This is a genomic window from Achromobacter piechaudii NBRC 102461, from assembly GCF_001571245.1.
In the GTDB taxonomy this organism is placed as follows: Bacteria; Pseudomonadota; Gammaproteobacteria; order Burkholderiales; family Burkholderiaceae_B; genus Achromobacter; species Achromobacter piechaudii.
This window is the reverse complement of the sequence record NZ_BCTK01000001.1, coordinates 742,580-757,415: the sequence shown is the minus strand read 5'-3', so window position 1 is coordinate 757,415 and position 14,836 is coordinate 742,580. Positions and strand designations below refer to the sequence as shown.

Below are 14,836 nucleotides of genomic sequence, written 5' to 3'. Positions count from 1 at the left end.
GCGGCCGGTCACGCGACGCGAGTCCGCTATTCGCTGACCCATTTCAAGTCTGGCGACGGCTGGCCTTCCTGTTGAAAATACAGCAGGGCCGCCTTCGCCATGTCGCGGTCAACGCATTGGTACTGTTGGTAGCTGCCCGCCTGCCCGCCCACCACTACGTCCTGGTCGTGGTCTTCCGAGCGTGTCGGGTCGATCAGCGTATAGATGCGCGCGTCGTCATCGAGCGTGATGGACACCACAAACGCGCCGTCTCCGCCGCCACCTATCGCCATGACGGTTTCGTCTTCCGTCACGAAGGCAATCGAGCTGAACTGCGCGCCGTCCAGCTGGTCCAGCGCGGCCAGCGCCTCGGCGTTGCTCGGGTCGGCGCGTTCGCTCACCGCGACGCGTTCGTCCACCCGGCGCTCTTCAATCAGTTTTTTTATTTTCACAGCGTTCCAGCCCCCTTGCTAGTAAGCGCGTGGCCTCCGCATGGGCCACGCGTCGATCCGATGCTCCGCAATGACGGAGCGCGAAAAGAAACAGTCTACCGGCATCGGCGGATCGCGGCGCGGGCCAGATCAGAACTTGACCGAACAGCGGATGCCCGAAGGGATGACGTTGCCCTCGTTCGGCACGCGCAACAGCACGGTGAACGTACCGCTTGCGGCATCCATCACACGGTCGATGCGCCAGACCTTGCCTTGCAGCGGCTTGTCGCTGATCGCGGCATTGACCGAAATCTGCGCATTGGCGTCCGCCTTGATCTGGCCGTACAGGCCCTCGGGCACGACCACCTTCACCAGCAAGGGGTTGATCTGCGCCAGCTTGACGATCTTGTTGTCATTGACGCGATCCCCCGGGCCGGCGTAGCGTTCGGCGACCACGCCATCGAATGGGCTCTTGATGCTGCGCTCGGCCAGGATGGCTTGTTGCAAGGCCACTTGAAGCTGAGCCTGCCGGCTGCGCGAAGTCATTTCGTCGTAATCGCCGGCGGGCAGCAGTTGCCGCTTGAACAGGTCGGCATTGCGATCGACGACGCGGCCCAGGTAGGCGGCTTCGGCGCGGCGCAGGCCCAGCGTGGCTTCGTCGACGTTGCTATTCAGTTCGGCCACGACCTGGCCCTTCTTGACCACGTCGCCGCGCTGCACCAGCACATTACTCAGCACCCCCGCCGAGGCACTGCCCAGTTCCGACACCTGGAACGGCTCGATCAGGCAGGCCATCGGTGACTGCAAGCTGTCGCCCTGCGTGGATAGCGCGGGTTCGGACAGCACCGGCAAACGCGCGTCGGGCGGCAAGCCCTGCGCGGCGGCGACGCCGCTCAAGAGCAGGCCGCAACAGAGAATCGGGGCGCACAAGGCGCGAGGAATACGTAGGCGTCGTGTCATGGGTTCTGCAAGTTCAATCCCCTTGCCCGGAAAAGGACAGGGAGTTTTCAAGTTCTTCGTCCGCGGCCACCATGTGGCGGCGCTCGCGGGCCAGTTTCTTTTCCGTGCGCGCCTGGGCGTAGCGCAGCCACGCGGCCGCCAACCGATGGCCGCCCATCCCGCGCAACAGCCGCGCGGGCCATGCCCAGGCAGGGCCGGTAACGCTATCCAGCACCGCGTCTTCCCAGGACAGGATGGCTTCGACGTGGCCGGGGTCGCCCTGGCGGGCGCAGCGGCCTTCCAGCTGTCGGTCGATGCGCGCCGATTCGTGGCGCTCGGTCAGGATGACGTGCAGGCCGCCCGCCTCGCGCGCGGCGTCGGACAGCGGAATATCCGTGCCCCGCCCGGCCATGTTGGTGGCGATCATGATGCTGCCGATCTGCCCCGCCTGCGCGATCATGTCGGCCTCGTCCGCGTCCTGCTTGGCGTTGAGCACCACGGCGGGCAAGCCGGCCTCGATCAACACCTGGGCCACCTGCTCCGAGGCCGCCACCGAGCGCGTACCGATCAGCACCGGCACGCCTTGCGCATGCAGGACGCGCGCGCGGTCGCGCACCGCCGCCCATTTTTCTTCCAGGCTGGCGTACACCGCGTCGGGCGCGTAGCGTCGGCGCGAGGCGCGATGCGTGGGAATGCGCACGACCGGCAGGTCATACACCCGCCCCAGCTCCGCGCGGATTTCCGCCGCCGTGCCGGTCATGCCCGACAGCAGCAGATAGTGCTTGAAGAAGCGCTGATAGCTGATGCTCTTGAGCGTGGCGCGCGGCTCGCTCAACGCCAGCCCTTCCTTGAATTCCAGCATCTGGTGCAGGCCCTGCCCCCAGGACCGGTCGGGCATCACGCGCCCGGTGAATTCATCCACCACCATGATCTTCTCGTCGCGGATGATGTATTGCTCGTCCAGCCGGTACAGGTGCAATACCGTCAAGGCACTGAGCACCAGCTCTTCCCCGCGAAACGGAATGCTCCATGGCGCGGGCAATGTGGCGCAGGCGGCGCGCAGATGCTCGCGGCCCAGTTCGGTCAGCGTCACCCGGCGTTCGCCGCGCAGCAGGCGGTAGTGCGACGGGTCCATCGCGCCGGCAAGCAACATGGCCTGGCGCGTCACCTCGGCCGTGTCGTCTTCCTGCACGCCCGAAATGATGAGCGGCGTGCGCGCCTCGTCCACCAGCACGCTGTCGGCTTCGTCCACGATCGCAAAGCACAGGCCGCGCAGGTACAGCTGCGCCAGCCGTCCCTGTTCGCCCCGCAGCCGTTCCAGCCGCAACGCATCTTCATCCTTGCCGCCTTCCAGCACGATCAGGTCGCGCAGGTAATCGAACACCAGCGTCTTGTTCGAGCAATACACCACGTCGGCCTGGTACGCCTTGCGCCGCGTGGGGATGTCCATCTCCATGCTGACCCAGGCCACCGTCAGGCCCAGCGCCTCGTAGATGGGCGACATGATCTGCGCGTCGCGCTCGACAAGGTAATCGTTGGTGGTGATGACATGCACCGGCAGTCCGGCCATGGCCACCGTGGCGGCGGGCAGTGTGGCGGTCAGCGTCTTGCCTTCGCCCGTGTTCATCTCGGCGACCATGCCTTGCAGCATGGCCCAGCCGCCCATCAACTGCACATCGAAATGCGCCTTGCCCACGGTCAGCCGCGCCGCCTGCCGGATCAAGGCAAACGCGCGCGCGGCGCTCGCGGCGGTGATGCCGTGGCAGCGCAACTCGTAGGCGATCTCGTCCGCGCGCTGGCGCACGCTGGCAAGATCCAGCTCGCCTAACTTTTCGGTTTCGCGATGCACCCTGGCCACAATGCGGCGGGTGCGCGACAGCGGCTGGCGGCGCTTGCGGCCCAGCCAGCGCAGCGCGCCCGTGCCCCAGGCTTCCAGCTTGTTCGGATGCCGCTCGCTTTCCTTTTCAGGATAGAGCGGGTCCGGGTTCAGGGCGGCGAAGGCGTGCATATCAGGGCGCTCGCCTCATAGCTGGAACTGGCGCAGCACCATCTGCCGCACCGCGTCGTAGGCTTGCAGCGCCAGCGGCCGGGGTTGGTGCGCGAACTTCACATAGACGCGCGCGCCCAGATACGCGCGCGGCGCATCGTCGGGCAGGCGCAGGTCCATCACGAACAGGTTTTCCGACGACTTGGCCTGCCCTTCACGCGACTTGCGCGGGTCCACGCCGATGCTGCCCCCGCCTTGCAAACTGAGCGCAAGGCTGGGCAATTCATCGGTGGCGGCGGGCACTTCCCGCGCAATCTGCGCGCCGAACTCCTGCGCGCTATCCTGCACCAAGCGCACGCGCACGTCCTTGAGCGAACGATGGATACGTTCCAGGCTCGACTGGGGCACCACCACGCGCACGGTCTCGGCGTCCGTCAGCACATAGCCCAGCAGCTCGCCGCGCTGCACGTAGCGGCCGGTCATGTCCTCGGCCTGCGCCGACACGAAGCGGCCGGCGTGCGGGCTGCGCACCTGCTGCCCCTGCACCTGCTCGGCGATGGCGCGGCGCTCGGTCTGCAAGCTGGTCCATTGGTGCCGCATGATGGCCGCCTGCACCTGGTTCTGCGCGTAGGCCTGCACATAGCGCGCCTGGTATTCGTCGACCTGCGCGGCCAGCATCGCGTCGCGGCGGATCAGCTCGTCGTTTTCCAAAGCCATCAGCGGCGCGCCTTGCCCCACGGGCGCATCGTCCGCCGCCTGCCGCGCGCGCACGAAACCCGCCACCGGCGCGCGGACCTGCGCGCTGGGCGGCACCCACACCACGCCCTCGGTGTCGGTGGACGACGGCATCGGCAGCGCCCCCACCAGCCCGATCAGCCCGGCGATACAAAGCGCGCTGATCGCGTAGGAACGCAGGCGATGCGCCTGGATCTGCGGGTCGGCATAGAACTGCCGGCCCAGCCGCCACAGCGGCATCACGATCGTGTTGAACAGCGCCCACATCGCCAGCAGGACGCCAAAGAAGAAAAATTGCCCGGCCATGATGAAGATGGCCAGGAACATGATGAACATGCGGTAGCAGAAGGACAGCAGCGCGTAGCCCACGAACCAGGCGCGTTCGCCGGGCGTGGCGCGCGGGGCCTCTGCACCGCGCAGTCCCAGCACGTAGCGCTTGAACAGGTAGCCCAGATAGCCGTTGGCGCGCTGGCCCAGGTTGGGAATCTCGATGCCGTCGGACAGCACGTAATAACCGTCATAACGCAGCAGCGGGTTGCCGTTCATGAACAGCGTCGATACGCCGCACAGGATGATGACGGTATAGGCCAGCGAGCGGCCCAGCCCCGGCTCCAGCTGCGTCCACGCGATCATCGCCACCGCCGCCAGGAACAGTTCCACCAGGATGCCCGCGCCGCCCACCAGCATCCGCCAGCGCTTGTCCGCAAAGGCCGAGGCGGCGGACGCATCGACGTAGGGGATGGGCACCAGCAGCAGGAACATCAGGCCGATCTCGTGCACCTCGCCGCCGCGCGCCTTGACCGCGCAGGCGTGGCCCAATTCGTGGATCGCCTTGACCACCGGGTACACCAACGCCATGGCCAGCACGTTGCCCGACGAGAACACCTGATCCCAGATGTTGTGGGTGAGCGCCTGCCAATGCATCGCGCCCAGCGCCGCCCCGGCCGCCACGACCACGAGCCACAGCAGGCCGCCCACCCAGGTGAACAGCCAGCGATACCAGGGCAAGGCGCGCGTCAGCCAGCGGTCCGGGTCCAACAGCGGCAGCTTCAGCGCGCTGGGGTTGCCGATGTACTGCTTGATCTTCTGCATGCGCTGACGCTTGCGCCGTTCGACCAGATCGCGTACGTCGGGCGCGCGGTCGGTCGTCAGCACGTCGGCGCGGTGCAGCTGCGCCATCAGCCGGATGACCTCGTCCTGCGGCATGGCGTCATCGTCCAGCTGGCCGCAGGCGATCTCCCAGATCTCCTGCACCGTGCGCCGCCCGTCCATCAGGCTGATGAGCAGATTGGCTTCGGGCGTGTAGCGATGGAATTCGCCGTTGCTCTGGTCCTGCATCACATACCAGACCTCGCCGCGATACACGTGGCGATGGATATGGATGTGCGAACGCAGCCGAGGGCGCAGCGTGCTGACCCGGTGCCAGGAATTGCTATAGAGCGCGGTACCAGACATCTTCTCGTCAGCCGAACCAGGCCCACCACTTCAGGCGGAGCCAATCAAAAAACCCGTGCGTCCAGATCCAGGCATAGCGGCGCTGGTCGATATCGATCCGGCCCACGCCTTCCATGCCGGGACGCAGCGCCTGCGCCGCCGCCGGTTCCAGGCTGGCCTCCAGGCGGAACACGGTCTTGCCTTCCTGCACCTGCGCCAGGGGCACGATGCGTGTGACGGTGAACGGAATCTGCCGGTCGGGCATCGCGGCCAGCGCCACCCTGCCGGTCTGCCCCACCGCCACGTCGTCGATCAAGCGGTCTTCCACATCCAGCCACAGCCGATAGCCGTCCGGCGGCGACAGCTTGAACAGCTCCTGCCCGCGCTTGACCGCCTCGCCCAGCTGCTGGCTCAGGTCGCCGCTGACGATCACGCCGTCAAATGGGGCGCGCAAGGTCGAGCGCTGGACCTGTTCCCGATAGAACTGGATCTGCGCCATCGCCTGGCGCGCCTGCGCCTGTGCGATGGCGGACGCCGCGCTGTCACCCCGCGCCGAGGCTTCTTCGGCCTGACGGCGGTACTGCACTTCCAGGTTGCCGGCGCGCAGCAATTCCAATTCGGTCTCGCGCGTGTCCAGCGCCGCCAGCGCGTCGCCCTGCTTCACGACGTCGCCCGCCCGCCGCGACGCATCGCTGATATAGCCATCGAAGGGCGCGGCCAGCACGCGCTGGACCACGCCCTGCACCGTGGCTGTCGCGCTGATGCGGTACGGGCCGTGCGCGAAAACGGCGAACGCCACCGCCGCCACCAGCGCAAGGGCCGCCAGCTTGCGGCCGATGTGGCGCGGCCCCAGCAGGTGGCCCGCTTCGCGCAGCAGCGCATCGCGCCCCTTGCGCCACAAGGGGCGTTCCTGCTGCAAGCGCTGATACAGCACGCGGCCCGCCAGCAGCACCACGCTTTGGCATAGTTCGATGCTGGCCTTGTCGAACGGCAGGTCGTCGGGGCGCTCGAACACCAGCGCGCCGCGCGCCTCGTTGTCGGGCGCGACCGGCACTGTCAATACGTTGCGGTTGCCGAATTCGCGCGCAAGCTTCTGGTGCGCGCGCAGCTGGATGGTGCGGCCCTCGTCCTGCGGCACGCAAAGCGTGGTGTTCTGGTCGATGGCTTCGTCCATGGCCTCGGCCACGCTGCGCACCAGATTCATGTTCTGCACCAGCCGGCTGCTGTGCGACAAGGCATACACCTTGCTGCGGCCATCCTGCCGGAAGCCGATACTGACCCGGTCGCATTCCAGCCGCGTCGCCAGGTCGGTCACCAAGGTCAGCGCCACGTCCTTGAACTGCCCTTCCTTGAGCGAGCGCGCCACGCAATTGATCACGACCATCAGGCGTTCGACCGTTTGCGCGCTATCGGTTTCCTGCTGCTGGAGCAGCCAGAGTTCCAGCACGCCCGCGCCCCAGCGCAGCGCCTGCACCAGTGGCTCGGGGGCCTGCATGACGGTTTCAAACGCGGCCACACCATGGATGAGGCCGTTCTGCACCAGCGGATACGCCACCACCAGGCCAGCGGCATCGGCCGACACGGCCACTTCGCGGCCCTGCAAGGCCTCGTCCACCGCCCCATAGAAGGCCGCGCCGGCGCGGCTGCCCACGGGGTATTGCGACACGGCCTCGAACGGGCCGGTGTCCGGCTCGCCCAGGATCAGCGCGGCATGGCGCACGCCCGACAGCTGGCCGGCCTGCAAGGCCAGCCAGGCGTCCAGGAAGGACTGGCGATCGGTGGCGGACGACAGCGCCGACCACCATGCCAGATCCGCGCGCTTGACCTGCGCGGGCACGACTGCATCATTCATCCTTGCTTTCACGCTCCGTCAGCACCGGTTGCCGTACGCTCAGTCCGCGCTTGCGGCTGACCTTCGGTTCCCAGGTATTGGTCTTTGAATTGAACACGACCGTCGCGTTGCCCGACTTGCCCAGCGCACCGCTCAAGCCCAGGATGCCCACGCCCGCCGCCATGGCCACTTGCTCGGCCAAGGCGTTCCCCGGATCGGCGGACGCGCTGCCATCGACGGCCGGGTCGGCTTCAGTCAGCGCCGCCGTCTTCGGCGCGACAAGCGCCGGTTGGTCGGACGACGCACCTTCTTGCGGAGCGGCATCCGGGTCCGCTTGCCGCTCGGGCTTGGGCTCGGGCTGCTTGCCCGGCGCAGGCTGTGCGCCGGACGGATAGCCCTGGCCCGAGCCTTGCGCAGTTTGATCGGTGCGCAGGAACACCTCGCCCCGCGCGCCCGCCGAAGCATAGTCGGAAAGTCCGCCGTCGTGGCGCGCGATTGCGATGTCCGGCTGCGCCGGTCCCATGCTGACCCGGTGCGCTTGCTCTTCCTGCCCGGCCGTGACCGATGCGCCCGCACTCCAGCGCGTCATCAGCGGCATATAGGCCGGACGCGGCCAGGCGCCAAAGTCCCCGTTCCAGGAATACAGATCTTCCAGCGTGCGGGTGATCAGGTCGGGCGTGTTGCCGCCCATGCCGAAGCGGGTCAGGTTCACCACGCGGCCGCTCTCCGGTTCGATATAGATGGCGGCAAAGTCGCCCACAATCACATCCTTGGAGAAGTTGCCGCGGAAGTTGTCCGCGCCCAGGCCGCCCAGCATGTAGTTGCCGGCCGTGCCTGCCAGCAGGATGTCGTTGCCGCCGAACGCGATGTCCACGGTTTCGATCAGGCTCAGGCGGTCGTTGACCATCGCCACGCGGCCGCTGTCGCCGAACATCACGTTGCTGCCCGCGCCGCTTTCCAACTGGTCCGCGCCCATGCCGCCGATCATCACGCCTTCGCCATTGTTGTAGAGACTGTCCGAACCGCCCACCGAAGCGTAGGTGGATTCAAACAGCGCGATACGGCCAGCGGCGGTGAACACCGCCCGTGCGCCGTCGCCGGCGATCAGGTTGAAGCCGCCCGCGCCCTCGGCGCGGATGACGTCATCGCCCATGCCGCCAAACAAGGCGTTGCGGCCCGCGCCCACCGTAATGGTGTTCGTGCCGCCCGCAGGCAGGTTGATGGTTTCCAGGCTTTGCAAGCCCGAACCCGCCAGATAGCGCACGCCCGCGCCCGGCGCCGCCGCGTCGATGAAATCGCCGCGTTGACGCAGGAAGTTGACCGGTTCCACCGTCACGATGCGGCCGTAGTTGGCGAACACGATGTTGTTGCCGTCTCCTGCCGTGATCGTGTTGCCGCCCGCCACGAGCCCGTCCGCTGACGCGCCCACCGCCAGGGCGGCCGCCTGCTCGGGCGTCAGCACCAGCGTCAGCGCCGCCAGCGATTGCCCGTCGGCCGCCGCCGCCGCGCTCATGTCCATGGGCACATCCAGGCTGATGTTCATGCCGGCGTTGCCGAACACGATGTTGTTGCCCTGGCCCGCATGGATGATGTTGCTGCCGCCGCCACCGGCGATCAGGTCGTTGCCCGATCCGCCCAGGATCAGGTCGTTGCCCGCGCCGCCGTACAGGATGACGCCCTGCGTGGTGGTGCGCGCGTCCAGCACGTTGTTGCCTGCGGCGCCGAAGTGCAGCGCCTGCCCCGCCACCCGTTGGCCGGGTTGCGCGGTGTAGTAGGCGTCGTCCTGGCTGGTCGAACCGAACAGCAGCACCGGACGGTCCGTGCCGCCCACCGTGGCGCCCTCGGCCACCAGCAGGTTGTTGCCACCGCCGCCCTGAACCAGCGTGACGGTGCCGACCGTGGCGTGCCGCACCGTGTAGGTGTCGTCGCCCTGGCCCAGCATCGTGTTCACCGATTGCACGCCGTGGAACACAATGCCCCGGTCGAACACGTGCGTGCCCGCCGCGCTCGTCTGCGACACCGTGCCGCCCGCGCCGCCCAGGCCCGGCGTCATGCCCAGCCCGGTGATGCGGCCAAAGTCGGCCGCTTGCGCGTTGTCGTAAACGCGACCCAGGCCGCCCAGGTTGTCGACCTGACCCTGCATGCCGCTCTGGCCCGCGCTCGTGCCGTCGTTGAAGAGCCGGATGCGGTCGTTGACCGGCGCGGTGGACGCCACGCCGTCCTGGCGCGCGCCCAGCACGCCGTCGGTCTCGCCCGGCAGGCCCACGCCCGCATGCAGCGTGCCGTCGTAATCGGGGCGGTCCAGCGTATCGCCTTCGATCAGCAGCGTGCCCTGGATGCCGGACACATCGTGCGGCTGGTCGCCGTGGTTGGCATAGCTGATCCCGGTGACCGGATCTACGCTGACCACCGGTTGGTCGCTGGCGCGCGGGTCGCGCACCTTGCCTGCGTCATTGGCGGGGCCGGCATAGGCCGGGTCCGCCACGCGCACCAGGATCGGCGGCAGCGCCACGTCTTGCAGACCGGGCAAGGTCGTAAAGAGCGAGGCCGACAGATACAGGTCCCGGCCCGCCAGGCTCAACGGCGGCAAGCCCACGCCCGCGCCGTCTTCGACCTTGACCAGCACCTGCTGCATGGCGCCCCAGGCTTGCGCGCCGACGCCATTCGCGTCGAACGTCAGCACCACGCTTTGATGCCAGGTCAGCCCGCCATCGGTAGACAGCAACAGCCCGCGCCCTTGCAGGCTCTGCATGGCGGCCGCCATCGAATCGGTGGCGGCAAGGCCCACGCCCTGCGTCAACGAACCATACAGGGCCGAGGCCACCATGGCGCTACTGAGCGACACATACGCCTGGCCCGAGGCCGGGCGCGGCAGCACGTTCAGGTCCAGATTGATCGCCAGCGACAGCGTGTTGCCGCCGTTCGCGTCCAACTGCCCCGGTTGCGCGGCGATGCTGACCGGTTGCGCGCCATCGAGCACGTCGCGCGAACCGCCGCGACCGGTCACGATGGTGTTGCCGGCCACGTCGCCCGACAGATCGAAGGTGTCGCTGTCGCGTCCGCCGATCAGCGTCGTGATGACGTTGCTGCGCGTGGACAGCACGTAGATGTGGTCATTGCCCTCGCGCGCATCCAGATTGACGCGCTGAATGTTCTGGTAGCTGGTGTTCAGCCCGGCGCCCCGGATGCCTTCCTGCGTCAGCACGAAGGCGTCGTCGTCTTCCGAGCCCAGCACCGTGTACGTGTTCAGGCCTGCTCCGCCATCGATCGACACGGGGCCGTTGACGACATAACCGCCGCCTTCGGCTGGCGCCTGCTTGAACGCGTAGACCATGAATTCGTCGTCGCGCTTGCCGCCGAACAGCGCCAGCGGCGCGGCGTTGCTGTAGATGCGGAAGACGTTGCTGCTGTTTTCCGCGCCGTAGAGGGTCAGGCCGTAGCTGTTGCCGCGCGACAGATAGCCTTGCGTGGTCTGCACGGTATCGATGGCATCGCCCGCGCCCACGTTGGGGAACTGGCGGTCCAGCGCGTACAACTGGCCGACCTGGTATTCGTTGTGCTTGGACGCATCGCTGCCCAGGCCGCCGTCGATGACCACATAGGTGCTGGTGTCGTCGATATAGAAGCGGTTAGCCCCGTCCACCGCATTCAGGCGCAGTCCGCCCGTCATGCTGCGGTCGTAGTTCACGCGCTGCACTTCGCTGGCGTAGCCCGCGCCTTGCGGCGTGATCTTAGCCACGAAGTGTTCGCGCACCAGGAAGGTCTCGTCCTGCGTGGTGCCGTTGATCGTCAGCTGGTTCAGCTCCGACAGGTTTTCCAGGCCGTTGTCGTCGGAATCGTGCACGTTGATGACGATGGACGTCAGCGCCTGGGCCAGGTTCACGATGATGCGATCCGCGCCCCGGCCGCCGTCGACGTCGACGCGATCCGTCACGCCGGCCGCGCCCTGCTGGCTGGTCAGCGTAGGCAGCTGGTCCAGCACGATCAGGTCGTCGCCGTCGTTGCCGTGCAGCGAAACGCCGCCGGCCAGCGCGCGCGCCGACAGGTAGATGATGTCGTCGCCCGCACCCGCCAGCACGGTCGCGCCGCTGCCCAGCAGGATGCGTGCCATCCAGATCTTGTCGTTGCCCGCGCCGGCGTCCACGGACAGACGGCCCAGGAAGTCGGAATCGGACAGCGTGATCAGGTCAGCGCCCAGGCCCGTGGTGATCGCGGTCGTGCCCACCACGACTACGGTATCCGTCAGCAAAGTGTTGTCGCCGTCGCCCGCCGCGATGGCGAGCGAACCGCCCACCGCGCTATCCAGCAGGCTGATCTCGTCCGCGCCCGTGCCCGTGGCGATGACGGTGTCGCCGTCGATGGACACCGTGTCGATCAGGATCAGGTTCGCGCCGTCTCCGGCGTCGATGGTCAACGAGCCGGCCAGATCGGAATCGACCAGACCGATCTGATCCGCGCCCGAGCCAGTCGTAATGGCGGTGTCGCGTCCCACGGTCACGGTATCGAGCACGACGACGTTTTCTCCGTCGCCTGCGTTCACCGTCAGCATGCCGGCAAGGCCGCTATCCACCAGGGCGATCAGGTCATCGCCCTGGCCGCTGGAAACGGAAGTGTCGCCGCCGACCGTCACGGTTTGCAGCAGCACGCCGTTGTCGCCGTCACCGGCAATGATGGTCAACGCGCCGGTCAGATCGCTGTCGGTCAAGCCGATCACGTCATTGCCCGAGCCCGTTGTGATCGACGTGTCGTCGCCCACGGTTACGGTATCGAGCAAGACGCTGTTGTCGCCGTTCCCGGCCGCCACCGTCAATGAGCCGGTCAAGCCGCTCTGGCGCAGCGTGATTCCGTCATCGCCCGCGCCCGTCGTGATCGACGTTGCGCCGGTGACCGTCACGGTATCCAGCAGCACGGCGTTGTCGCGATCGCCCGCGTCCACCGTCAGCGCGCCCATCAAGCCGCTGTCCAGCAGCATGATGACGTCCTGGCCGGAGCCCGCGGTGATGCGGGTAGCGCCGCCCACCGTCAGGGTGTCCAGCAACAAGGTGTTGTCGCCAGCGCCCGCCGCAATCGTCAGCGCGCCGGTCAGGCCGCTGTCCACCAAGGTGATCTGATCGGCATCCGCACCGGTCGTGGTCGACACATCGCCGCCCACGGTCACCGTGTCCACCAGCACGACGTTAGCGCCGTCACCACCGAACACCATCACCGAACCGGTCACGTCCGTGTCCTGCAACGTGATCTGATCCGCATCCGCGCCGGTCGTGATCGACACATCGCCGCCCACGGTCACCGTATCCAGCAGCACGACGTTAGCGCCGTCGCCACCGAACACCGTCACTGAACCGGTCACGTCCGTGTCCTGCAACGTGATCTGATCCGCATCCGCGCCGGTCGTGATCGACACATCGCCGCCCACGGTTACGGTATCCACCAGCACGACGTTAGCGCCGTCGCCGCCGAACACCATCACTGAACCGGTCACGTCCGTGTCCAGCAACGTGATCTGATCCGCATCCACGCCGCTCGTGATCGACACATCACCGCCCACGGTCACCGTATCCACCAGCACGACGTTAGCGCCGTCGCCGCCGAACACCGTCACCGAACCGGTCACGTCCGTACCCTGCAACGTGATCTGATCCGCATCCGCGCCGGTTGTGATCGACACATCGCCGCCCACCGTCACCGACTCCACCAGCACGACGTTGCCGCCGTCGCCGGCATCTACCGTCAGCGCGCCGGTAATGCCACTTCTCTGCACCGTCACGGCGTCAGCGCCTGCGCCCATCAGCACGGTCACCGCGCCGCGCACCGTGGTGTCGGCGAACGTCACCGAGTCGTCGCCGCCCAGGGTCCGCACCATGCTCTGCTGCTGATTGATCAGCAGCGCATTGACCTGCACAGTGTCCTGACCCGAGCCGCCCGTCACGTCCAGCAGGTCGCCCTGCGTCAACGCGCCGTTGCCGTCCAGCGCACCACCGACCTCGGCACTGGCGCCGAAGCTGATGGTGTTGTCGCCGCTGTCGCTGCCGTACACGTAGACCTCGGGCGCCAACAGGCGGCCGTTCACGTCCACGACGGACGCCTTGCCATAGCCGGCTGCGCCACGGTCGTCGCGGTCCACGCGCAGGTTCATGCGCTGGCCCGCCTGGACCAGACCGCCCGCCTGCAAACCGCTGCGGCCCGCGACCGACAGGTTGTTGCCCGCCAACAGGCTCAAGACGCCTGCCGCGCTGATGACGGCATCGGGCGCGATGACGATGTCGCCCGACGTGCCCGCCTGCGCGCCTTCATGACGCGCCACCAGCCAGGCGTTGCGCACCTGAATCTGGCCCACATTGAACGACAGCGCCTGCGATACGCCTTGCGCATCGGTCGCCGCGCCGGCTTGCACCAGCGCCACGTCGCCCACCGCTTGCACATTGATGGTCGATTGCGCGCCCACCGCCGCCACGATCAGCGCGTCGTTGACCGCCGCGCCGGCCGTATCGGGCAGCGCATAGCCGCCCACCGAGCCGCCCGCCACGAAGTACAGGCTGCCGCCCGTCACCACCGCGTCGCCGCGCGTGGCCGACAGGCCCGGCTGCGCCGTCTTGTCGTTGACGATGCTGGCCTCGCTGCTCAGATGGACCTCGTCGCGTGAGCGCGACTCCACCCTTGCCAGCACCAGATCGTGCGCGCCCAGCTGGCTGATCGACACCGAACCCAGCGCGGACGCCACCAGATAGCCCGACATATCGGTCAGCAGCGGCGCACCCAGCGCGCCCACGCTGCCCGACAGCGTTTCCAGCCACACGTTGCGGGCGGTGATTGCGGCCTGGTTTGAGGCCGTGCCGTTCAGGATGGCGTCCAGCGCATAGATGCGCACATCGCCGCGCGCACCGCCGGCATCGACCACGTCGATCCCGCCCAGGCGCAGGCCGTGCATGGCGTACAGGTTGACGCCCTGCGTCGCCGAGGCGCGCAGCGTGGCCTGCGTATCGCTGGCCGAGATGCTGACCAGCAGCGGCGCGCCTTCCTGCGACACGTCCGCCCCCAGCTGACCCACCGACTGCCCGGCGATCAGCACCACTTCCCGGACATAACCCAGCCCCGCCAGCTCGGCGGCGCTCAGGTCCGACAACACGACGTTGGCGTACTGGCGCTGGCCGTCGGACGTGGCGTTCAGGATTGACAAGCCCGCCTTCAAGGTCACGCTGCCCGCCGATACCACCTGACCCACGCGCAGGTTGGCGTCGGTCTGGTACGAAGACCCGCCCGCCGCCGTGCCCTTGGTGTTGGCCAGGACCAGGTTCAGGTCCTGCGCACCCGACTGCGATACGCGCGCCACGCCGCCCGCTTCCACATACAGCGCGTGGCCGGCCGACAGGCTCAATTGCAGATGACGGCTGGCGTCGTACTGGTAGATGCCATCGGCATCGCGGGTGCTGCCCACGATGTCCTGATGCGCCACCAGGCTGACCTGCCCGGCGCTTTCCAGCGTGCCTGCATCGGTGCCGA

6 protein-coding genes (1 of these 6 only partly in view) are annotated in these 14,836 nt (G+C 67.6%); all 6 read right to left on the bottom strand.

From position 1 onward, the window contains the following. Positions 1-26: 26 nt before the first annotated feature. Positions 27-431 (bottom strand): Imm1 family immunity protein, encoded by a 405-nt coding sequence (locus API01S_RS03410; RefSeq protein WP_050730439.1) that lies wholly within the window; start codon positions 429-431, stop codon positions 27-29. Between the two features lie 129 nt (positions 432-560). Beyond that, positions 561-1,370: an efflux RND transporter periplasmic adaptor subunit gene (locus API01S_RS03405; RefSeq protein WP_061303115.1), complete on the bottom strand. Its 810-nt coding sequence runs from the start codon at positions 1,368-1,370 to the stop codon at positions 561-563. 13 nt (positions 1,371-1,383) lie between these two features. After that, entirely contained in the window at positions 1,384-3,357 is a 1,974-nt protein-coding gene (locus API01S_RS03400) for a preprotein translocase subunit SecA (protein WP_061303113.1), read from the bottom strand. A 15-nt stretch (positions 3,358-3,372) separates the two neighbouring features. Next, on the bottom strand, positions 3,373-5,526 hold the full coding sequence (locus tag API01S_RS03395) for an efflux RND transporter periplasmic adaptor subunit (protein ID WP_006219982.1): 2,154 nt from the start codon (positions 5,524-5,526) through the stop codon (positions 3,373-3,375). A 7-nt stretch (positions 5,527-5,533) separates the two neighbouring features. After that, entirely contained in the window at positions 5,534-7,357 is a 1,824-nt protein-coding gene (locus tag API01S_RS03390) for an HlyD family efflux transporter periplasmic adaptor subunit (protein WP_061303110.1), read from the bottom strand. After that, positions 7,350-14,836, bottom strand: partial view of a DUF4347 domain-containing protein gene (locus API01S_RS03385; RefSeq protein ID WP_167351691.1) — the 3' end only. 25,243 nt of this gene lie beyond the right edge of the window; the window shows 7,487 of its 32,730 coding nt (coding positions 25,244-32,730); its start codon lies off the right edge, out of view; the stop codon is at positions 7,350-7,352. Before API01S_RS03385 ends, API01S_RS03390 begins: the two co-directional genes overlap by 8 nt.